We start from the raw sequence: 21,706 nt of genomic DNA on the forward strand, positions 1-21,706 counted from the left end.
TGCCCGTGGGAGTCGCGCTCGTCATGGCCGGGGCGTTCGCCGGTGGGGGGACGCGACGGTGGTTCGGGGGGCGGGCCGAGGGGCAGCGGGCCGAGGCGCAGGCCGCCAAGGATGCCGCCGCGGCCGCTTTCTACGAGCTGGACAGCGGCCAGCGGGACCTGCGGATCTCGGTCGAGACGATCGCCGCCGTGGACGACTCCGCGGCCGCCCGGCGGGCCGTGAGCGACTTCGAGGCGCTCGGGCGGCGCATCGACGAGGTCAGCCACCGCTACATCGAGGCCGTCGACGCGCACGATCTCGACCGCGACGGCCTGGAGGCCTCGGCCGCCGCACGGGCCCGTGCCGAGCTGACCGCCGCCAAGGACGAGCTGGTCAGGGTCAAGGGGGAGCTGGACCGGTTCGGCAACAGCCTCGGTCCCCTGCTCGGGAACGCCGAGACACGGCTGGCCCGGCTGGCGCCCGCCGTGGAGCGGGCCCGGCAGGCGCTGCTCGCGGCGACCGGCGCCCTGGACGGCGTACGGGAGTCGGGGCTGCGGGCGGACGACCTGGCGGCCCGGCTCGCGGCGCTCTCCCCCGAGCTGACGCGGCTGAACCAGGGCGCCGGGCAGCACGGGGTGCAGGCGACGCTGGAGCGCGCGGAGCGGGTCGCGCGGGAGGCGGAGGCGATCCGGGCCGAGGCCGAGCGGCTGCCGGAGCGGGCCGCCGAGATCGACCACCGGCTGGTATCGCTGCGCACGCGCGCGCAGGCGCTGACCACCCGGGCCGGGCAGGTCGAGCAGGTGCTGAGCGAGCTGCGCCGCCGGTTCGCGGCCGCCTGCTGGCAGGACCTGCAGCCCCTGCCGGAGCAGGCGGCGGAGAGCGTACGGCAGGCCGAGCGGAAGCTCGCGGAGGCGCAGGCCGCGCGGGACGCGCAGCGCTGGCCGGACGCCACCTCACTGCTGTCGACGGTGCGGGCGCTGCTGAACACCACGGACGAGGCGGTGTCGGCGGCCGGTGAGCGGCTCACGCGGCTGAACGCCGTGCAGAAGGACCCGCAGCAGGAGATCGAGCGGACCCGGTTCGCGATCCGGGACGCGCAGCGGCTGGCGATGGCCGGGCGGGCCACGCCCGAGGCGCGGCACGCGCGTCCGCTGGACGAGGCGGTGGCCCGGCTGGAGCGGGCGGTGGGGACGCTGGAGGGGCGCCATCCCGACTACTGGCACTTCCTGACCGAGACGGAGGCGGTACGGGGGTCGGTGGCGCGGGTGGTCACGCAGATCCGCGGGGAGCGCGGCGGCACCGGCTCCTAGAGAGGCGCGCAGGTGGGCCGCGCGTTGCCGCTTGCTTCGGCGCGGCGGATATTGGGTGTTACGCGGGCGGAATCCGGGAGACCCGTACATTCTCCGCTCGCTACCGCACCGGGAGGCGGACATGGCCTCACACACACTGCGCCCGTCGGGGACGCGACGACGGACCCGGCTCGACGAGCACCTTCCCGTGGACCACCGGCTGAGCAGGATCTACCGGGTGGGCGCGGGCCTGATGGGTCTGTTCCTGCTCGCGTTCGGCATTCTCGGCCTGGTCGGGACCGGCGGTCAGGGCACCGTCCTGGGCATGGGCTCCAACACCGCGCTCGCCATCCTGTCGATCTGTGTCGGCGCGCTGCTGTTCGTGGGCATGGTGGCCGGCGGGAACTTCGCGTCCACGCTGAACATGGTGTTCGGCATCCTGTTCCTGGCCAGCGGGTTCATCAACCTGGGGCTGCTCGACACCGACTACAACGTCCTGAACTTCGAGATCCAGAACGTCCTGTTCAGCTTCGTGGTCGGGCTGCTGCTGATGGTGTTCGGGATGTACGGCAGGGTCGGTTCGACGCTGCCGCACGACAACCCGTACTGGCGGGCCCGCCACCCCGACGCGGTGGAGCAGGAGCGGCCGGTGCAGCCGGGGCGGCGGGACCGGCCGGATCAGGTGCGGTAGGCGTAGTACGCGGCGTTCGGGTACGACGCGACGAGGCTCGCGACGGACCGGTTGTACGTGTTGGTGGAGTGGTACGACACGTACGGCACGCCCTGCGTGCTGCGCGAGGTGACGATCATGGAGTGGTCCTTGGACCCGTCCTTGTCGAAGTCCATCTGCAGCACGTCGCCGAGGTCCATCTGGTAGACGTTGGCGAGGCTGGTGACGCGCTTCGAGGACAGCGCGAACCAGGAGAACTCGTTGACGCCGATGAACGAGTCCGACTGGATGTCGGCGTTGCCGAACCACTTGTGGAAGTCGTTCGTGTAGCCGGGGACGTGCGTCCAGCCGCCCGCCTTCAGGGACTGGCTGACGAAGTTGGTGCAGTCGCCGCCGGCGCCCTGGCCGTTGAAGTCGGGGTACGCGGTGTTGTACGTCTTCCAGTACTTCGTCGCGTACGCCGCCATGGCCTTGTAGTTGTACGTGCCCCCGGTGAGGCTCTTCGGCTTGGCCGGCGCGGGGTAGGAGGTGGCCGAGCGGGCCGCCTCCGGCGGGGCGTCGTCGTCGGCGGTCGTGGCGGCGACCAGCGGCTTGGCCACCTGGTTGACCGCGAGGTAGCCGTCGTCGGTGTCGCGGACGCGGGTGAGCTGCCAGTCGCCGTCGCGGTCGGCCTTGAAGGTCAGCTCGTGGTGGGCCTGGAAGCCGGTGGTCTGCGGCTCGGTGCCCTTGGCGCCGGCGTAGGCCAGCGTCGTGGACTCCGTGACCTCGACGGTGGCGTGGCGGCCGTCGACCCGCGTCTTGTCCAGCGTGACGCGGGTGTCGGCGCCGCTGTACTCCTCGCCCAGCTTGGCGAGGCGGGACTGGCGGCGGTGCAGTTCGGTCAGCGCGGAGCGCTCCTCGCGCGACTGCGCCGCGGACAGTCGTACGTCGCCGGAGAAGCCGGAGGCGAGCGGCTTGGCCGGCTGCTGCCCGCCCCCGTCCACCAGCGCGTCGGTGCGGTCGGTGAAGACCGCGTCGGCCAGCTTCTGGAAGGTGGCCTTGGTGCCGGCGTCCACGGTCGCGCCGTCGGTCACCGCCGCGCCCGCACTCCAGTTGGGCACCAGGGCCACGCCGGCGACGACCGAGGCGGCCGCCGCCGTGACTATGGCGGTGCGGCGCCGCTTATGGCTGAGTCTTCTCGAGTTCAATGATGTTTCCCCTCTTCACCGGCAGAGCTGCCGGAGGCGGAATCTTCGCACGTTCTGTGCGACTGCCGTGAAGGACGTTGCACAGCTGCAACCAGCCTTGTGCGTACGTCACTTGACGACGGTGGACCAGTCGGGGGACTGGGCCGGGTCGAGGCTGCGCAGGTTCGCCAGGGTCTGCGGCTTCTGCACGTCCATCCAGTCGGCGAGCTCCTTGAAGGAGACGCACTTGACGCCGGGCTTGGTGCAGACGTTCTTCACGACCTGGTCGATGGCCTTCATGTAGACGCCGCCGTTCCAGTCCTCGAAGTGGTTGCCGATGAACAGGGGCGCGCGGCTGCCGTAGTACACGCGGTTGAAGCCGGCCATGTAGGAGGCGACGGTCTCCTGTTCCCACCGGGGGTACTTCGCGGGGTCGCCGTGGACCTCGCCCTCGGACTGGTTGTAGAGGAAGTTGAAGTCCATCGACAGGCCCTGGTACTTGCCGCCCTCGTAGGGCAGCAGTTGCAGCGGGAAGTCCCAGATGCCGTTCTTCTTGACCGGCCATATCTGGTAGTCGCCGGAGGAGCTGGCGTCGTAGCGCCAGCCGTAGTCCTTGATGGCCTTCAGCAGGTTCTTCTGGCCCTCCAGGCAGGGCGCGCGGCCGCCGGTGATCTCGCGCTTGAAGTCGAAGGGCAGGGCGGGGATGTCCTTGAAGCCGGTGTTGGTCTTCCAGTTCTCCACGAAGGAGTAGAACTGGTCGATCTCGCTCCTCCACTCCTCGACGCTCCAGTCGCCGCCGCCTTTGGCGCCGCAGAAGTGGCCGTTGAAGTGGGTGCCGATCTCGTTGCCGTCCTCGTACGCCTTGCCCAACTGCTGGAGCGTGTCGCGTATGTGGGCGTCGGTGGCGTAGTCGATGGCGGCCGCGCCCGCGGCGTGCTGGGGCGGGTGGTAGAGGTGGCTCTTGCTCTTGGGCAGCAGGTAGATGCCGGTGAGGAAGAACGTCATGTGGGCGTTGTACTGCTGGGCCAGTTCCCGGTAGTGGGAGAAGAGCGCGTCGTCGCCCTGGAGGGCGCCGTCCCAGGAGAAGACGACGAACTGGGGCGGTTTCTCGCCGGGTTTGAGCGGTTCGGCCTTCAACTCGCCCTTCTGTGGGCCGGTGTAGGACGTGGAGCCGTCGCCGAGGATCTTCGTCCTGCCGTCCCAGGAGGGCGTCGGGCGGGCGGTCGGTGCGCGCCCGCCGCCCTTGGCGGACGCGGCGGGCGTGGTGCTGTCCGAGCGGTTCAGCGCCAGGTAGCCCCCCACCAGCGAGGCGACGACGAGCAGGGCGGCGAGTGTCAGGACTTCCGGACGGGTGCTGCGGCGGCGGGAGCGGGCCCGGCGACGTCGGCCGTCCGTCGGCTGCTGGTTCATTCGGCGGCTCATTCTGCGTGGAAGGTGTGGGAGGCGGCGGTGGCACGCCGGGTCCCGGTGGTCATCCAAGGCCCATGGCCCGTGCCCAGATGCCGTACGGGACGCTGTCGGCGGGCGGGCCGTCCAGGCCCTTGAGCGGGAGCGGTTCGAGGCTCTTGGCCAGGTCGATCCGGTAGAGGACGACGGCGGTCGACACGGACGCGTCGGTGCCGGCGTACCAGGCGGCGGTGTCGTTCTGGGTGGTGCCTGCCTTGCCGCCGGCCGTGGGCCTGGTGGCGGCGGCGGTGGGGTGGGCGAGGCGCAGGGAGTCGGTGAGCGCCTGGGTGACCTGCTGGGCCACCCGGGCACCGACCGCCTGGCGCGAGGCGGGCCGGTCCAGGGCGACCGTGGCGCCGTTGCGGGTGATGCGGCGCACCGAGTAGGGCTCGGTGTGCCTGCCGCCGGCGGCGAAGGTGGCGTACCCGCTGGCCATGCGGATCGCGCTGGGCGAGGCGTTGCCCAGGGACAGTGCGGGCACCTGCGGGCCCATGCTGGAGTGGAGCAGGCCGGCCGCCTCGGCGGTGTCGCGGACCTTGTCCAGCCCGGTGTCCATGCCGAGCTGCATGAAGGGTGTGTTCACGGACTGGGCGAGGGCCTTGCCGAGGCTGATCCGGCCGTAGGAGCGCTCGCCGTCGTTGCGGGCGGCGACCTTCTTGCCGCTGCGGTCCCAGTAGGGCCCCTCGGGGGTGTTGACGGGGATGCCGTCGTCGCCGTCGTACACGGTCTCGGGCGTGACGGGGGTGGCCGGTCCGCCGCGGATCTTGCGGACGCCGTGTTCGAGGGCGGCGGCGTAGACGAACGGCTGGAAGGCCGAACCGGCCTGCACGGTGGAGGCGTTGGACTCGTTGTAGCCCTGTCTGCGATGGTCGGGTCCGCCGTGGACGGCGAGGATCCGTCCGTCGGCGGCCACCGAGGCGGCGCCGTAGTGGGCGGTCCTGGCCAGGTGGCGGGAGTCCTTGCGGGCCTGCTCGCGGACCTTGGTCACGGCGTCGGTGAGGACGGTCTCGCGGTGGCGGTCGAAGGTCGTGTAGATCTGGTAGCCGCCGAGGTCGAACTGCTTGTCGGACAGGTGCGCCGACTTCTTGGCGTACTGCTGGGCCAGTTCCACGAGGTAGTCGCTCTGTTTGCCGGTGTCGTACAGGCGGGAGGACTTCAGCGGCTCGGGGAACGTCCTGATCCGGGCCCGCTCGGACGGCGACAGCTTGCCGATCTTGACCATCCGGTCGAGGATCCAGGACCAGCGCTCCACCGCGCGGGCGTGGTTGACCTTGCCGAGGGTGGGGTCGTACAGGCCGGCGCCCTTGAGCAGGGAGGCGAGCATGGCGGCCTCGCTGACGTCGAGTTCGCCGACGTCCTTGCCGTAGTAGGCCTGGGCCGCGCGCTGGATGCCGTACGTGCCGCGGCCGAACCAGCTGGTGTTGAGGTAGCCCTCGAGGATCTGGTCCTTGCTCATCCGGTTGTCGAGCTTGAGGGAGATCATCGCCTCGGTGTACTTGCGGCTGACCGTCTGGTTCTGCGTCAGGTAGACGTTCTTGACGTACTGCTGGGTGATGGTGGAGCCGCCCTGGGTGCCGCCGGTGCCGACGGTCCGCCACAGGGCGCGGGTGATGCCTTCGAGGGAGATGCCGGGGTCGGAGTAGAAGCTCTCGTTCTCGGCGGCGAGCACGGCCCAGCGCACGTGCTGGGGAACGTCCTTGAGCGGCATCTCCTGCCGCCGCACCCAGCCGGTGCGGGCCATCGGCGTCCCGTCGGACCAGAAGTACACGTTGTCCTGCTGGGTGGCGAACGAGTTGAGGTTGTCCGGCACGTCCGTCGCCGCGTAGGAGATGCCGAGGAACAGGCTCGTCAGCCCGAAGGCCGCCAGTACGGTTCCGAGCCACTGGCGGCCGGAGGGTATCCAGCGCCGCCAGCCGTCCCGGCCGGGCCGCGGGTAGACGGGTCTGAGGCGGCGGGCGTACGGGGCGAGGCGGGCGAGCGAGGGGCCCGCGGCGTCGCGCAGGCGGGCGAGGGCGGGGAGACGGGAGGCGGAGCGCTCGGCGCGGCGGCGTTCGGCGCGGCGACGCTCGGCGCGGCCGTCACGGGCGGGGGTGTCACGGGCGGGGGTGTCCGGCTGTTCCGGCGGCGGGGGCAAACGCAGCTGCATGGTGGCGTCCGCCCGCAGCGCGTCCACCTTCAGACGCAGCGTCATGTCCGACCTCGGCGGCTCCCCGTTCCCGGGTCCGGATCCGTCCGGCTCGCCGCCGTTCGGATCGTCCGCCTGCGGCCATGCGTCCGTCACGACTGGGTCCCCCTCGCATCTGGTCCTGCTCGCGCGGTCGGACCAGTGGGCGGACACCGCCCCGGCGGGCGCGGCGCTACAAGCCCCCCACTTCCCCCGGTCTCACGGCTCCTCGCGGCGTGCCCAAATTATCAGCGCCATTTGCAAAATCTCCACAGAGGTATCGGACAGAAACGAACACTCGTGGAATTCCGAGCCGTCGTGTCGAACGTCACGCCAGCTAGCCTGTGCCCATGCCTCGTTACGAATACCGCTGCCGGACCTGCGGCGACACCTTCGAACTGAGCCGTCCGATGGCGGAGTCCTCCGCCCCGGCCGCCTGCCCCACGGGCCACGACGACACGGTCAAGCTGCTGTCGGCGGTGGCCGTCGGCGGCACGGCCTCGTCCGCCGCCCCGGCTCCGCGGGCGGGCGGAGGGGGCGGCGGATGCTGTGGTGGGGGTTGCTGCGGCTGATCTTTGGGGGGCGACGGGGTCAACGGGGGTGGGACAACAGGCGTGGGCCAACGGGTGTTGGCGCCTACGCGTGTCGGCCTGCGCGTGTGGGCCTACAGCTGTTGGCCAACTGCTGATTACCCACGCCAGTTGACCAGACTGCGGGCGGTCTACGCCCGTTGGCCACACGCCGGTTGCCTACAGCCGTAGGCCTGCCGACGGGTTGCCTACAGCCGTTGGCCCACCGACGGGTTGCCTCCGGCCGTAGGCCACCCGGCCGGTTGCCTACAGCCGTTGGCCCGCCGACCAGCTGCCTCCAGCCGTAGGCCACCCGGCCGGTTGCCTACAACCCTTGGGCCGCCCGCCCGGCCGCCCCATCTCCCCGTGCCGCCCGCAGAAACTCTCGTGTGATCCGCTCGCCCGCCAGGACGCCGCGTTCCGACAGGGCGATGATCGCCGGGGCCGTCCAGTCGGCGTCGGCGAGTTCGCCGTGGCCGGGGCGCCAGCCGCGGTCTCCCGCGAGCAGCAGGTCGGCGTCGAGCAGCGAGTCCCCGGCCGTCAGCGTCAGCTCCGCGCCGGTGCGGCGGGCGACCTCGCGGACGGCCGCGCTCTTGGTGAGCGGCTTCGGGACGGCGTAGAGCTTGCGGCCCTGGAGGGAGACGGTCCAGCCCCGGTTCTCCGCCCACACGGCGAGGTCCTTCACCCAGCCCTCGGGCAGCAGTTCGCGCTCGACGACCAGGTAGGCGAAGAGGTCCTCCGCCACCCGGTGCTTGCGCACCCAGGCCGGGTCGGTGGAGGCCTCCAGGTGGGCGCGGATCTCCTCCAGTGGCGCGCACTCGTCGGCGAGCCGGGACAGCACACCGGCGTGCCAGTCCGGGTCGGTGACGCCGTCGACCAGCAGATGGCCGCCGTTGGCGCAGATCGCGTAGCGCGGCGCCGGGCCCGGCAGGTTGATGCGCTGGTACTGCTTGCGCGTCCGAGTGGTCGTCGGCACGAACACCGCCGCGTCCCCGAGGTCGGTCAGCAGCCGCGCGGCCGTCTCCGTCATGTACGACAGCGGCCTGCTCTCGTGGACCTCGACGCACAGCAGCCTCGGGGCCCGCGGGTCGGGCATGGTCAGGGCCAGGGCCGCCGAGGAGTAGATCAGCGTCCGGTCGAGGTCGCTCGCCACCAGTACCGGCATCAGACGTGCACCGCCTTTCCGTCGGCGCCCGTGGCGCCTCGCGTGTACTTGGGATGGATCAACCCCACGCAGATGTACGGCAGTTCGCCGACCTCCTCCACGGGGACGCCTCGCTGCTGCGCCAGCAGGCGTACGTGGTCCAGGTCGGCGCCCGCACCGGCGCGGGCGAGGATCTTCCACGGGACGCGGCGCAGCAGCACGCGCGTGGTCTCGCCGACGCCGGGCTTGACCAGGTTCACGTCGTGGATGCCGTACTCCTCGCTGATGCGCTCGACCGCGACCCAGCCCTCCCAGGTGGGGGTGCGGTCGGCGCCGGCCAGGTCCTTCACGGCGGCGTTCACGGACTCCGCGACCTCGGTGAAGCGGGCGGAGACCGCGTCCAGGAAGGCCACCGAGGCGTCGGTGCTGGCGAGTTCGCGGTAGAACTTCGCGCCGTGGAAGTCGTGTGGGCCGACCAGGTCGGGGCGCAGCACGGTGCGCGAGATCAGGCCGGACACGGTGGAGTTGAGGCAGGCGGAGGGGATGAGGAAGTCCTCGCGGGTGCCGTAGGTGCGCACGCACGAGCCGGGGTCGGCGAGCACCGCGATCTGCGGGTCGAAGCCGGTGATGCCGTCGGACTCCTCGAACGCGCTGATGGCGTCGGCGAGTTCGCGGGTGATGGCGCCCTTGCCGGTCCAGCCGTCGACGAAGACGACGTCGCGTGGGTCGTGGTGGGCGGCGAGCCAGCGCAGGGCGTTGGCGTCGATGCCGCGGCCGCGGACGATGGAGACGGCGTAGTGCGGCAGGTCGGTGCCGTGCCGGAGCTGTGCCCAGCGGCGCATCAGGACGCCGACCGGGGTGCCGGCGCGGGCGAGGGAGACCAGCACGGGCCGCGGGGACCGCTCGGCGATGACCGTCTCGGTGACCACGCCGACGGCCTGGGCCAGGCGGGCGGCGGAGACGTCGAGGGCGGCGCGGAACAGTTCCTGGTACTGCTCGCTCGGCTGGTATTCGATCGGCAGCGACTCGGCGTAGTGCGCCCCGCCGCTCTGGACCGCCTCCTCGCGCTCCTCGGTCGGCGCCTCCAGCGTCACGTCCGAGAGGTCCTGGAGCAGCCAGCCGACCTCGTCGGGCGCGTACGAGGAGAAGGCGGGGCCGCGGAGGGGCTCGGGCAGCATGGCGGATCTCTCTTCGGACGACGCGGGGGCGTGCGGGGGCTCGGGGACGTACGAGGGGACGACCGCGAGCAGGACGTGCTCGGCGTGCCCGGCCAGTTCGGCCAGCAGGCCGTCGGGAGCGTGCAGGGCGGGGGTGTCGGCGGCGGAGTCGACGACGGCGACGACGGTGTCGAAGCCGGCGCCCGCGACGTTGTAGGCGTAGCGCTCGCCGGGGCCGTCGGCGGGGTCGTCGTGGGCGGGGAAGACGAGGCGGCTGCGGATCGCGTAGCCGGGGTCGTCGACGGCGAGGACGGGTGAGCGGGTGGTGGTGGAGTAGCGGATCTCGGCGGCCACGACCTGCTCCAGCTCGCGGGCGAGCCGCAGCGGGGCGTACATCAGCTCCTCGAAGCCGAGGACGAGGACCCGGCGGGCGTCGGCGGGCAGCGCCTCGGCGAGGCGGGCGGCCAGGGCGGGCAGTGCGGCGTCCAAGCGGGCGCGGTGTCGGGGCGTGAAGCCGTGCCGGGCGCCGTCGGGAAGGGCCTGCGGCCAGTGCAGGTCGACGCGGGTCGCCCGGCCGCGCTCGGGCGCGGTCGGGTCCGTCACCGCCTTGGTGGCGGACTCGTGCCGGGCGACCAGCGCCTGGCCCTTCTCCAGCACGCCCTCCGGCAGCCGCACGGTGCCCGAGGCCGCGGCGACCAGGTCGACGCGGGCGCCGAGCTCGCGGGCGAAGTCCTCCAGGCGCCGGGCGTCCTCGGGGGCGCGCATGTCGACGAGAGCCACCACGACGTAACGTTTCCGCGGGTAGCGTGCGTGCAGGTCACGGATGGTGTTGAGGACCGTGTTGCCGGTCGAGAACTCGTCGTCGACCAGGACCAGCGGCCCGTCTCCGGCCAGCAGGGCCGGGTCCTCGGGGAGCAGCAGGTGCGTGGTGGCGTGCGAGTGGGACTCCTCGAAGCCGCCCGCCCGCGCGACCCCGGCGACCGGGCGGCGCGTGGAGTGCAGATAGGGGGCGAGGCCGAGGCCGTCGGCGACCGAGTGGCCGAGGCCGGTGGCGGTCTCCGCGTAGCCGAGGACGACGGCAGCGGCCGCCTCCGCGTCGCCGAGCAGGGCGCGCACCCGGCGCCCGAGGGCGACCCCGTGGCCGTACACGACGGCGGGCGACTGCGGTACGTGCTTGCCCAGCACATGGGAGACGAGCAGGTGCGCCCGCTTGGGGTTGCGGCGCAGCGCCAGCCCCAGCAGTTCGGTGAGCGGCTCGTCGCCGACGAGTTCGACGCCGAGCCGCTCGGCGACCCAACTACCGGACCAGACCTCGTGGTTCACTGCGTTGTTCATCCGTTCCTCGGTCGGTGGGCGGCGATCAGCCGGATGCCCCGGCGGCGAGCAGTTCCACGAAGCCGACGTCCTCGTGGGCGACGCCGAACACCTCGGCGCGCAGCAGCGTGCGCTCGGCCCAGGCGCGGTGCGGCTTCACCTCGTTCATCTTGTTCGTGTACGCCGATCTGAGCACCCCGCCGCCGTCCTGCTCCGGGCGCAGGATGTCACGGGCGTCGCTGAACTCCTCGTGGCTGACCACGGACAGCGCGTGCACGGGCAGCGTGTGCGAGGGGTGGATGCAGGTCTTGCCGAGCAGGCCGTTGGCCTGGTCGAGGGAGATCTCCCGCAGCAGTCCGTCCATCGCGTGCTCGATGAGGCGCGCGCGCAGCTGCTCGGCCTGGCCCTCCAGGAACGGGCTCTGCCGCAGCAGCGGCTTGAACATCCGCTCCGAGGCGCGGAAGTACTCCCACACCGGCCCGGTCACGGTGAAGCCGGTGCCGTCGGTGCGGCCCAGCATGTTGACCACGTCGGCGATCACGGAGGCGACGACCTGGACGTCGTACGCCGTCATGTCGGGGGCGCGCCGCAGTCCGTACGCGGAGCAGAAGTCGGTGACGCCGAGGCGCAGGGCGAGGACCCGGTCGCGGTACTTGTCGACCGCGCGGAAGATGCCCTCCAGGGTGTCCACGCGGGACTCGCGGTAGAGCAGCTCGGGCGATTCGAGGACCGGCATGGCGAACAGCCGCCTGCCGCAGTCCTCTTCGGCCGCGGCCAGGGCCTCCAGGAAGGGCAGGCCGCGCTTCTCGGTGAACTTCGGCAGCACGAATCCGGACAGCAGCCGCACGGCGGGGCCGAGCCGCCGTGCCAGGTCGGGGATCTGCTGGGGGGCGCGGACGCGTACGAAGAGCAGGGGGACGGTGTCGTCGGGCCGTCCGGCCAGGTCGGCGAGGTGCCGGACGAGGTTCTCCTCGCCCGCGGCGACGTCCTCGTCGCCGATCGAGTCCTCCAGGCACAGCACCATGGAGACCACACCGCGCCGCGCCTGCTTGAGGATGTCGTCGGCGAGCCGGGGCCGGGTGGCCGGGCTGTACAGCGTGGCGCCCAGGGCCGCGGAGAGCAGCCGGGCCGGGGAGTCGGCGGTGAACTCGCACGGCTCCTGGTGGAAGAGGCGCTGCCGCACCTCAGGGGCGATGTGCCCGAAATGACGCATAGAACTCCCCCGCGTGACGCGGTAGGTCTGGTAGGCCTGGCAAGCCTGTGGATTCTGAAGACAGTTGGCCGGTAATAGTACGTACGGATGTATGTCACAGGTTCCCGCCGGGTGTGAATTCCAGGTAACCCGGCCGTGTCGGCTCCGAGGACCCCCGCATTGTCGTGACCAGGACCGAGAAGGCAGGATGACCGCATGACGCACGCCATGCTGAAGGGGTCGAACGTCCCGCTCGAAGTCTCGACGGTGCGCGCCGTGCTGCGCTGGGCGCCCGGGCAGGGGGCCGCGGACGTGGACGCGTCGGCGCTGCTCCTCGGTCCCGACGGTCATGTGCGTTCCGACGAGGACTTCGTCTTCTACAACCAGCCCCGGCACCCCTCCGGTGCGGTGTGGCTGCTCGGCAAGAAGCGGGTGGCCGAGGGCCTCACCGACGCGATCCAGACGGACCTCGACGGCGTCGAGTCGGGCATCGGCCGGATTCTCCTGGTCGCGTCGGCGGACGGCGTCTCCTTCGACCGCGTGGAGTCGCTGCGCATCCTGCTGTACGACGCGGCGGCCGCCGACGGTGAGCCGCTGGCGTTCTTCGACGTCAAGCCGGAGACGGGCGCGGAGACGGCGCTGATCTGCGGCGAGCTGTACCGCCGGGCGGACGCCTGGAAGTTCCGCGCCCTGGGCGAGGGCTACTCCAACGGCCTGCAGGGTCTGGCCACCGACTTCGGTATCTCGGTGGACGAGGCGGAGGCGGTCGACGAACCGCGCCGCCCCCAGCCGACGCCGCCCACGGTCGCGCCGACCCAGCCCGTCGTCTCCGCGGCGCAGCCGACGGTCTCGCAGCCGCTCCCTCCGGAGCAGCCGACCCTCTCCCCGGCCCAGCCGACCGTCGCCCAGCAGGTCCCGGCCACCGCGCCGGCCTACGGCTACCCCCAGCCGACCTCACCCCAACCGGCCTACGGCTACCCCCACCCGATGCCCCCGACCCCGGACCCCAACTTCCGCATGCCACCCCAGGGTCCTCAATTCATCGGCCGCTAGCGGCAACCCCCTAAGGGGCGCGGGGAACTGCGCGGCCAGCCCCCACACACCCGCACCCGCCGCCCGACCCGAACCCCTCGAGCTACTAGGGTCTTTCTTTTGGATCAGGCCGGATCAGGGAGCGGGGTCTGGTGCCGTGCATCGCAAGGCGGAGGAGGGCGTCATGGCGGAGCCATGGCAACCGACGACAACGCGGCGAGGCGCGGTGCCAGGGCCCGCGAGCCCGGCATGATCCAAACGAGAGGCCCTAGGCGCCCCGCTCAAGCCGGCGCAGCGTCACCGCTCGACCTGCGACTTGTACCCCCGCCCCCACTGCAGCCCCCACCCGTACAGCCGGTCCAGTTCGCCCTGGAAGCCGTAGACGAACTTCACCTCGCGTCGGACGACGAGTTCGCCCTTCACGTTCTCGATCATGACGACCGCGCAGGACCGGGCCTGCGGGTGGCGTTCGTCGAGGCCGATCTGGATGCGGGGGCCGTTGCTGGGGTAGAGCGTGACGATGGCGTGGGTGCGGTCGAAGGCCGGGGTCTGGTCGTAGATGTAGACGAAGACCAGCAGCCGCTTGATGGCGTCCCGGTGATCGAGGTTGACGTACATCGTCTCGCCGGACGCGGAGCCGAACCGGTCGTCGCCGCTGAGTTTGACGTACGGCGGTGAGTTGACGTCCCCGAGGTAGCCGCCGAGGGGCTGGACGACGCCCTTGGTGCCGTCCGCGAGCTCGTACAGGCACCCCAGGTCGAGGTCGACGTTGACCATGCTCTGCCCGTGGCCGAGGAGCTCCGGGGGCTTCAGCGCCCGGAGGGGGTGCCGGAGGAGGCTCGGGCGCTCGACGCCGATGTCGGAGGTCCGCATCCGCCAGGTGAGGTTGACGCGCAGATGGCCGGTGGCCGCGCTCTGCTTGGTCAGGGACACCTGCTGGTGCCGTTTGGTGAGTTCTATGGCGTTGGTGGCGGCGCTGCCCGAGTCGAACTCGGCCGCCCGTCCGCCCAGCAACCCGTCGAAGAAGCCCATTTCCGCCCCCAGGTCCTTCCCGTCCCGCCTGCCGCTGTTCGTCCCGCCCGCGGGGCTCTTGGTGAACGCCGCGGGGCGGCCGACCAGGTCGGCCGCCCCGCTCAGAGCGTTCCTCGGACGGAAGGTGATCACACCCCCGACGAGACCTCAGTCTTCGCGTCCGAGCCCGCCGCTTTTCCCTCGGCCGCCGCCAGCCGCTGGTTGCGGCGCAAGGAGGACCAGAAGGACCAGGCGATCAGGATGACGCCGACCAGGCCGGTGATGACCTCGTTGATCTCGTACCGGATGGTGATCATGAGGAGCACGGCCAGGGCGCCGATCGCGTAGTGGGCGCCGTGCTCCAGGTAGACGTAGTCGTCGAGGGTGCCCTGGCGGACCAGGTAGACCGTGAGCGACCGGACGTACATGGCGCCGATGCCGAGGCCGAGCGCCATCAGGACGATGTCGTTGGTGATGGCGAAGGCGCCGATCACGCCGTCGAAGGAGAAGGAGGCGTCCAGGACCTCCAAGTACATGAACATGAAGAACGCGGCCTGGCCGGCCAGCAGCACCGCCGGGCGCTTCTTGCCGCTGCGCGCGGCCTCTTCCTCTTCCTCGTGCTCGCGCTCCTCCTCTTCCTCGAGCTTGTCCTCGAAGTAGCCGGAGAGACCGCCGACGATCATGTACGTGATGAGACCGGCGATGCCGGCGATCAGCACCGTCTGCCCCTTGTCCACGTGCGCGCCGCCGTGCTGGTGGGCGTGGGTGGCGAAGGTGAAGGAGGTGATCAGCAGGACGATCAGGGAGATGCAGACCGACAGCATGTCGACCTTGCCGAGCTTGGCCAGCGGCCGCTCGATCCAGCGCAGCCACTGGATGTCCCGGTCCTCGAAGATGAAGTCGAGGAAGATCATCAGCAGGAACATGCCACCGAAGGCGGCGATCGCCGGGTGGGCGTCGGTGACCAGCTCCTGGTAGCGGACCTTGTTGTTGAGCGCGAGGTCGACGGCCTCGATCGGGCCCATCTTGGCGCTGATCGCGACGATCACCACGGGGAAGACGAGCCGCATGCCGAAGACCGCGATGAGCACGCCGACGGTGAGGAAGATCTTCTGCCAGAAGGCGTTCATCTTCTTCAGGATTCCCGCGTTGACCACCGCGTTGTCGAACGACAGCGAGACCTCGAGGATGGACAGGATCGCCACGATGCCGAGGGCCGTCCACCCCCCGTAGAGGACCGCCACGACCAGGCCGGCCACGGTGACCGCGAACGACCAGCCAAAGGTTTTCAGAAGCACTGGCTACCCCATCATCTGTTGGGGGCGCCCCCAGACGAGAGTCTGAGGGAGGGTCTCCCCCGCGCCGTACCCGGCTTTACGAAACGTTGACCACGAAGTTTAGAACGTCTCCCGCGGGCCGGGCCAGAAGGGGCGTCGGCCGGGAAAACACGCGGTTCCTGGACGTATGGCCTCAACGCCTCCCCGTCAATCGCTCGAAGATGACGAGAAAGGGCGCGACGTACCCGGACGCCTCGACCGGAGTGGCCCGGCCGGCCACGATCAGGAGGACTCCGGAGGCCAGGGCGGCGCAGTACATGCAGGCACTGGCGGCCGGGCCGAGACGCCGGCCGAGTGGGGGCGCTTCGCTGGGCTGGTGCGGCTTGGGCATAATGACCGGACTCCCGTCCATCCGTGGTCGGCGAGATTCCGGAGAGCCACCTGCCTCGTTTCCAGGCGCAGCGGGTGGCTCTCCCTCGTTGCTCCGAGGCGCACCCACCCGCACCCCGGCTTTACGAAACGTTGACCCCGAAGTCTAGAGCGATGCCGCGCAACCCGGACGCGTACCCCTGGCCGACCGCACGGAACTTCCATTCGCCCTGATACCGGTAGAGCTCGCCGAAGATCATGGCGGTCTCGGTGCCGGCGTCCTCGCTGAGGTCGTAGCGGGCCAGCTCCTGGTCGTCGGCCTGATTGACCACGCGGATGAAGGCGTTGGAGACCTGGCCGAAGGTCTGGCCGCGCTCGTCGGCCAGATGGATGGAGACCGGGAAGATGATCTTGTCGCAGGTGACCGGGACCTTGGCCAGGTCCACCAGGAGCGTCTCGTCGTCGCCCTCGCCCTCACCGGTGAGGTTGTCGCCGGTGTGCTCGACCGAGCCGTCGGGGCTGGTGAGCTGGTTGTAGAAGACGAACCACTCGTCGCCGAGCACGCGGCCGCCCTGGCACAGCAGGGCGCTGGCGTCGAGGTCGAAGGGGGCCCCGGTGGTGGAGCGCGCGTCCCAGCCGAGCCCGATCAGCACGTTCGTGAGGTTCGGTGCGGCTTTGGAGAGGGAGACGTTGCCTCCCTTGGCGAGCGTGACGCCCATGGTGCTGGTCCTCCCCTAGGTGGTGCTTCTTCGGTTGTCTGCGCGTCCGGCGCCGCGCGTAAACAGCGCGGCGCCGGACGGGTGGGCGATCTCTCGGACGGCGGCGTCCGAAGGCGTCTTCAGACGTTGACGCCGAAGTCCTGGGCGATGCCGCGCAGACCCGAGGCGTAGCCCTGGCCGATGGCGCGGAACTTCCACTCGGCGCCGTGGCGGTAGAGCTCGCCGAAGACCATCGCGGTCTCGGTGGAGGCGTCCTCGCTCAGGTCGTAGCGTGCGATCTCCTGGCCGTTCGCCTGGTTGACGATCCGGATGAAGGCGTTGCGCACCTGGCCGAAGGACTGCTGGCGGTTCTCGGCGTCGTAGATCGAGACCGGGAAGACGACCTTCTCGACGTCGGCCGGGACGCCGGCGAGGTCGACCTTGATCTGCTCGTCGTCGCCCTCGCCCTCACCGGTGATGTTGTCGCCGGTGTGCTCCACCGAGCCGTCGGGGCTCTTGAGGTTGTTGAAGAAGACGAAGTTCTGGTCACTGCCGACCTTGCCGGCGTTGTTCAGCAGCAGCGCGCTGGCGTCCAGGTCGAAGTCCTGGCCGGTCGTGGTGCGGACGTCCCACCCCAGACCGACGATGACGGCGGTCAGGCCCGGGGCCTCCTTCGTCAGCGATACGTTGCCGCCCTTGCTGAGGCTGACTCCCACGAGTCCTCCATGTGGTGTCCAGGGGCGGGGAGCCCCGTCGTACGTCGGATACCGGATCAACGAGTCGATCCTAGTGACGGGTTCCCGCCCCCCGCAGGCCCTGGACCACAAGTACGCCGAAGGGGCGCGCCCGTGTCAGATCACAGGGTGTCGAGCGCCTTGACGTACTCGCCGAGGTCGCGCGCGTCCATCAGGGCGTTGCGGACGGTCCAGCGCACGACGCCTTCCTTGTCGATGATGAAGGTGCCGCGGTGGGCGAGACCCTTGTCCTCGTCGAAGACGCCGTAGGCGCGCGACACGTTGCCGTGCGGCCAGAAGTCGCTCAGCAGCGGGTACTCCAGGCCCTCCTGCTCGGCGAAGACGCGCAGGGTGTGGATGGAGTCGTTGGAGACGGCGAGCACCTGGGTCTCGCGGTCCGCGAACTGCGGGAGGTTGTCGCGCAGCTCGCACAGCTCGCCGGTGCACACACCGGTGAAGGCGAAGGGGTAGAAGAGCAGGACCACGTTCTTCTCGCCGCGGAAGTCCGAGAGCTTCACGGTGCGGCCGTGGTTGTCCTGCAGTTCAAAGTCAGGGGCCTTGTCGCCGACCTGGATCGCCATCGTCCTGCATCCCTTCGATGGGCTGTATGGGTGAGGACACCCTACGCCGCAGTGATCACCGGGGGTGGGCGGACAGGCAGACAGGGGTGGGCGGACAGGCAGAAGGGCGGGCCGAGCCATGGCTCGGCCCGCCCGGTGTCCGGGGGAGGCTGCCTACCTCTTGGACTTGGCGGCCTTCGGCGTCACAAGACGCGAGCCGCTCCAGTCCTTGCCCACGCTGACGCTCTTGGACGCCGAAAGTCCCGCCGTGGTGGCGGCTTCCGAGATGTCGCTCGGCTCGACGTAGCCGTCACGGCCGGTCTTCGGCGTCAGCAGGAGGATCGAGCCGCCCTCTTCGATGTACGTCGTGGCGTCCACGAGCGCATCGGTCAGGTCTCCGTCCTCGTCGCGGAACCACAGCACCACGGCGTCGGCAACGTCGTCGTAGTCCTCGTCCTTCAGCTCGCTGCCGATGACTTCTTCGATGGACTCGCGGAGCTCCTGGTCGACGTCGTCGTCGTAGCCGATCTCCTGGACCACCTGCTCGGGCTGGAACCCCAGCCTTGCGGCAGGGCTCGTCCGTTCCTCCGCGTGGTCCGCGGTCGCGCTCACGGGTTGCCTCCTGATCATGTCTTGATGAATAACTCAGCCACGCGCGTGCGCGAAGCATTGGGCGTAGTCCACACGGGCGGGACGGATCGCGCAAGTACCCGGCCGATCTGACCGCCGAAACGGTGACGATCCGGGCCGTCTCGCCCCAACTCCTGGCACCGTATCCCGGTATCGCGTGGCCCACATCACACCTTCTGTCCGCTTTACGCGAGAGCGCGTCCCGGGTGTTCCGGCGGTCCCGCGGTTACCCCCCGGTAGAGATGACGTACGCCCCCTCTGGGTACACGATGGGGACCGTGCAGGCACGGACACGTACGGCGAAGCAGTGAAGCAGTGGTCCCCAGCGGCCCTCCGACACGTAAGGAACAGCGTGGCTTCCGGATCCGATCGCAATCCGATCATCATTGGCGGCCTTCCGAGTCAGGTTCCTGACTTCGATCCCGAGGAGACCCGGGAGTGGCTCGACTCCCTGGACGCCGCCGTCGACGAGCGCGGCCGGGAACGGGCCCGCTATCTCATGCTGCGCCTGATCGAGCGGGCGCGCGAGAAGCGCGTGGCCGTGCCCGAGATGCGCAGCACGGACTACGTCAACACCATCCCCACCAAGAGCGAACCGTTCTTCCCGGGCAACGAGGAGATCGAGCGCAGGATCCTGAACGCGACGCGCTGGAACGCGGCCGTGATGGTCTCGCGCGCCCAGCGCCCCGGCATCGGCGTCGGCGGCCACATCGCCACGTTCGCCTCCTCCGCCTCGCTGTACGACGTGGGCTTCAACCACTTCTTCCGCGGCAAGGACGAGGGCGACGGCGGCGACCAGGTCTTCTTCCAGGGGCACGCCTCGCCGGGCATCTACGCGCGCGCCTATCTGCTCGACCGGCTCACCGAGAACCAGTTGGACGGCTTCCGCCAGGAGAAGTCCAAGTACCCCGACGGCCTGTCCAGTTACCCGCATCCGCGGTCCATGCCGGACTTCTGGGAGTTCCCGACCGTCTCCATGGGCCTCGGCCCGCTCGGCGCGATCTACCAGGCGCGGATGAACCGTTACATGGAGGCGCGCGGCATCGCCGACACCTCCAGGTCGCATGTGTGGGCGTTCCTCGGCGACGGCGAGATGGACGAGCCGGAGTCGCTCGGCCAACTGTCCATCGCCGCGCGCGAGGGCCTGGACAACCTGACCTTCGTCGTCAACTGCAACCTGCAGCGGCTCGACGGGCCGGTGCGCGGCAACGGCAAGATCATCCAGGAGCTGGAGTCGCAGTTCCGGGGCGCCGGCTGGAACGTGATCAAGCTGGTGTGGGACCGGACCTGGGACCCGCTGCTCGCCCAGGACCGTGACGGCATCCTGGTCAACAAGCTGAACACCACCCCCGACGGCCAGTTCCAGACGTACGCCACCGAGTCCGGCGCGTACATCCGTGACCACTTCTTCGGCGACGACCAGCGGCTGCGCGCGATGGTCGAGAACATGACCGACGACCAGATCCTGCATCTGGGCCGGGGCGGTCACGACCACCGGAAGATCTTCGCGGCGATGTCGGCGGCCAAGGCGCACAAGGGCCAGCCGACGGTGATCCTGGCGCAGACGGTCAAGGGCTGGACGCTCGGCCCCAACTTCGAGGGCCGCAACGCCACGCACCAGATGAAGAAGCTGACGGTCGACGACCTCAAGCACTTCCGCGACCGGCTGCACCTGCCGATCTCCGACAAGGAGCTGGAGTCCGGCGCGCCGCCGTACTACCACCCGGGCCGGGACTCGGAGGAGATCCAGTACATGCACGACCGGCGCAAGTCGCTCGGCGGGTACGTCCCGACGCGCCTCGTGCGCTCGAAGCCGCTGCCGCTGCCGGACGACAAGACGTACGCGAGTGTGAAGAAGGGGACCGGCCAGCAGCAGATCGCCACGACGATGGCGTTCGTCCGGCTGCTCAAGGACCTCATGCGGGACAAGGAGATCGGCAAGCGGTTCGTACTGATCGCGCCGGACGAGTACCGCACGTTCGGCATGGACTCCTTCTTCCCGAGCGCGAAGATCTACAACCCGCTGGGCCAGCAGTACGAGTCCGTCGACCGCGATCTGCTGCTCGCCTACAAGGAATCCCCGACCGGCCAGATGCTGCACGACGGCATCTCGGAGGCGGGCTGCACGGCCTCGCTGATCGCGGCCGGCTCGGCGTACGCCACGCACGCTGAGCCGCTGATCCCGGTGTACGTCTTCTACTCGATGTTCGGTTTCCAGCGCACCGGCGACCAGTTCTGGCAGATGGCCGACCAGCTGGCGCGCGGGTTCGTCCTGGGCGCGACCGCCGGCCGTACGACCCTGACCGGCGAGGGCCTCCAGCACGCCGACGGCCACTCCCAGCTGCTCGCCTCGACCAACCCGGCGTGCGTGGCGTACGACCCGGCGTACGGGTACGAGATCGCGCACATCGTCCAGGACGGTCTGCGCCGCATGTACGGCGGCCCCACCGAGAACCCGGAGCACCCGCACGGCGAGGACGTCTTCTACTACCTGACCGTCTACAACGAGCCGATCCAGCACCCGGCCGAGCCGGCGGACGTGGACGTCGAGGGCATCCTCAAGGGCATCCACCGGATCGGCGAGGGCACCGGCGGCGAGATCCCGGCGCAGATCATGGCGTCCGGCGTCGCGGTGCCGTGGGCGCTTGAAGCGCAGAAGATCCTCGCCGAGGAGTGGAACGTCAGGGCGGACGTCTGGTCGGCGACCTCCTGGAACGAGCTGCGCCGCGACGCGGTCGCCGCGGAGGAGCACAACCTGCTGCACCCGGAGGAGGAGCAGCGGGTGCCGTACGTCACGCGGAAACTGAGCGGTTCCGAGGGGCCGTTCGTGGCGGTGTCCGACTGGATGCGCTCGGTCCCGGACCAGATCGCGCGGTGGGTGCCGGGGACGTACACCTCGCTCGGCGCGGACGGCTTCGGCTTCGCGGACACCCGGGCGGCGGCCCGGCGCTACTTCCACATCGACGCCCAGTCGATCGTGGTGGCGGTCCTGACGGAACTGGCCCGGGAGGGGAAGGTAGACCGGTCGGCGCTGAAGCAGGCCATCGACCGGTACCAGCTGCTCGATGTGAAGACGCAGGCGGAGGCGGAGGGTCAGCCCGCCTCGTCCGGCGCCTGAGGGCGCGGCCGTCCGGACGGCCCGAGCGACGACAAGGCTGCGGTGCGCCGCCCCCCTCCGGCAGCGCACCGCAGCCTCGACACCCCCATGCCCTGCGGAGGACTTCACCCACTGTCACCTGCCGTACGGGCCAGGGTCGAGCGATCTTCGGCGATGTCACCCTGATGAGGGAACTGTGCCGAACTCC

Annotated in this window: 18 protein-coding genes; 5 read left to right on the forward strand and 13 right to left on the reverse strand. The window is 70.3% G+C overall.

Annotated features, from left to right (window positions below; all coding sequences use genetic code 11):
- Positions 1–23 precede the first annotated feature (23 nt).
- Together QFZ74_RS09285 and QFZ74_RS09290 are read left to right on the forward strand one after the other, a co-directional pair.
- Positions 24–1,289, forward strand: coding sequence for a hypothetical protein (locus QFZ74_RS09285; protein WP_307624092.1), 1,266 nt, complete (start codon positions 24–26; stop codon positions 1,287–1,289).
- 121 nt (positions 1,290–1,410) lie between these two features.
- Positions 1,411–1,959, forward strand: a complete 549-nt coding sequence (locus QFZ74_RS09290) for a DUF4383 domain-containing protein (protein WP_307620324.1) — start codon at positions 1,411–1,413, stop codon at positions 1,957–1,959.
- On the opposite strand, the gene QFZ74_RS09295 is transcribed toward QFZ74_RS09290, so the two are convergent.
- The 3 genes from QFZ74_RS09295 to QFZ74_RS09305 form a co-directional block, all read right to left on the reverse strand.
- Positions 1,947–3,125, reverse strand: a complete 1,179-nt coding sequence (locus QFZ74_RS09295) for an amidase domain-containing protein (RefSeq protein WP_373462363.1) — start codon at positions 3,123–3,125, stop codon at positions 1,947–1,949. The genes QFZ74_RS09290 and QFZ74_RS09295 overlap by 13 nt on opposite strands.
- Positions 3,126–3,233: 108 nt before the next feature.
- The gene (locus QFZ74_RS09300) at positions 3,234–4,514 is read right to left on the reverse strand and encodes a hypothetical protein (protein WP_307620325.1); all 1,281 of its coding nucleotides are present in this window, start codon (positions 4,512–4,514) and stop codon (positions 3,234–3,236) included.
- 61 nt (positions 4,515–4,575) lie between these two features.
- Positions 4,576–6,831 (reverse strand): transglycosylase domain-containing protein, encoded by a 2,256-nt coding sequence (locus tag QFZ74_RS09305; protein ID WP_373462364.1) that lies wholly within the window; start codon positions 6,829–6,831, stop codon positions 4,576–4,578.
- Between the two features lie 233 nt (positions 6,832–7,064).
- On the opposite strand from QFZ74_RS09305, the gene QFZ74_RS09310 reads away from it, so the two are divergent.
- Entirely contained in the window at positions 7,065–7,286 is a 222-nt protein-coding gene (locus QFZ74_RS09310; RefSeq protein ID WP_307620326.1) for a zinc ribbon domain-containing protein, read from the forward strand.
- 322 nt (positions 7,287–7,608) lie between these two features.
- On the opposite strand, the gene QFZ74_RS09315 is transcribed toward QFZ74_RS09310, so the two are convergent.
- Genes QFZ74_RS09315 through QFZ74_RS09325 form a run of 3 tightly spaced genes read right to left on the reverse strand, consistent with a single transcriptional unit; the run spans position 7,609 to position 12,111 of the window.
- Positions 7,609–8,448 carry an HAD family hydrolase gene (locus QFZ74_RS09315; protein WP_307620327.1) on the reverse strand — a complete coding sequence of 280 codons (840 nt, stop codon included), beginning with the start codon at positions 8,446–8,448 and terminating at the stop codon, positions 7,609–7,611.
- A complete protein-coding gene (locus tag QFZ74_RS09320; RefSeq protein ID WP_307620328.1) occupies positions 8,448–10,919 on the reverse strand; it encodes a phosphoribosyltransferase in 2,472 nt (823 codons plus the stop codon). The genes QFZ74_RS09315 and QFZ74_RS09320 overlap by 1 nt, the downstream gene beginning before the upstream one ends.
- 25 nt (positions 10,920–10,944) lie before the next feature.
- Complete coding sequence (locus tag QFZ74_RS09325; protein ID WP_307620329.1) at positions 10,945–12,111, reverse strand: HpcH/HpaI aldolase/citrate lyase family protein; 1,167 nt, start codon at positions 12,109–12,111, stop codon at positions 10,945–10,947.
- Positions 12,112–12,306: 195 nt separating this feature from the next.
- Here QFZ74_RS09325 and QFZ74_RS09330 point away from each other — a divergent pair, with 195 nt between their 5' ends.
- On the forward strand, positions 12,307–13,143 hold the full coding sequence (locus tag QFZ74_RS09330; RefSeq protein ID WP_307620330.1) for a TerD family protein: 837 nt from the start codon (positions 12,307–12,309) through the stop codon (positions 13,141–13,143).
- Between the two features lie 276 nt (positions 13,144–13,419).
- Here the strand turns inward: QFZ74_RS09330 and QFZ74_RS09335 are convergent, their stop codons facing one another.
- The 7 genes from QFZ74_RS09335 to QFZ74_RS09365 all read right to left on the reverse strand — a co-directional run bounded on the left by QFZ74_RS09335 (position 13,420) and on the right by QFZ74_RS09365 (position 18,383).
- Positions 13,420–14,154 (reverse strand): Tellurium resistance, encoded by a 735-nt coding sequence (locus tag QFZ74_RS09335; RefSeq protein ID WP_307624095.1) that lies wholly within the window; start codon positions 14,152–14,154, stop codon positions 13,420–13,422.
- Between the two features lie 128 nt (positions 14,155–14,282).
- Positions 14,283–15,431 carry a DUF475 domain-containing protein gene (locus QFZ74_RS09340; protein WP_307620331.1) on the reverse strand — a complete coding sequence of 383 codons (1,149 nt, stop codon included), beginning with the start codon at positions 15,429–15,431 and terminating at the stop codon, positions 14,283–14,285.
- A 172-nt stretch (positions 15,432–15,603) separates the two neighbouring features.
- Positions 15,604–15,801: a hypothetical protein gene (locus QFZ74_RS09345; protein WP_307620332.1), complete on the reverse strand. Its 198-nt coding sequence runs from the start codon at positions 15,799–15,801 to the stop codon at positions 15,604–15,606.
- Positions 15,802–15,922: 121 nt separating this feature from the next.
- Positions 15,923–16,498 (reverse strand): TerD family protein, encoded by a 576-nt coding sequence (locus QFZ74_RS09350; RefSeq protein ID WP_307620333.1) that lies wholly within the window; start codon positions 16,496–16,498, stop codon positions 15,923–15,925.
- A gap of 119 nt (positions 16,499–16,617) precedes the next feature.
- Positions 16,618–17,193, reverse strand: coding sequence for a TerD family protein (locus QFZ74_RS09355; RefSeq protein ID WP_307620334.1), 576 nt, complete (start codon positions 17,191–17,193; stop codon positions 16,618–16,620).
- 140 nt (positions 17,194–17,333) lie between these two features.
- A complete protein-coding gene (locus QFZ74_RS09360; protein WP_307620335.1) occupies positions 17,334–17,792 on the reverse strand; it encodes a peroxiredoxin in 459 nt (152 codons plus the stop codon).
- Positions 17,793–17,945: 153 nt separating this feature from the next.
- Positions 17,946–18,383 (reverse strand): DUF3052 domain-containing protein, encoded by a 438-nt coding sequence (locus tag QFZ74_RS09365; RefSeq protein ID WP_307620336.1) that lies wholly within the window; start codon positions 18,381–18,383, stop codon positions 17,946–17,948.
- Positions 18,384–18,753: 370 nt separating this feature from the next.
- Between QFZ74_RS09365 and aceE the strand changes: the two genes are divergently transcribed.
- On the forward strand, positions 18,754–21,519 hold the full coding sequence (gene aceE, locus QFZ74_RS09370; RefSeq protein WP_307620337.1) for a pyruvate dehydrogenase (acetyl-transferring), homodimeric type: 2,766 nt from the start codon (positions 18,754–18,756) through the stop codon (positions 21,517–21,519).
- Positions 21,520–21,706: the final 187 nt, after the last annotated feature.

The sequence above is a fragment of the Streptomyces sp. V3I7 genome (assembly GCF_030817495.1).
GTDB lineage: Bacteria > Actinomycetota > Actinomycetes > Streptomycetales > Streptomycetaceae > Streptomyces.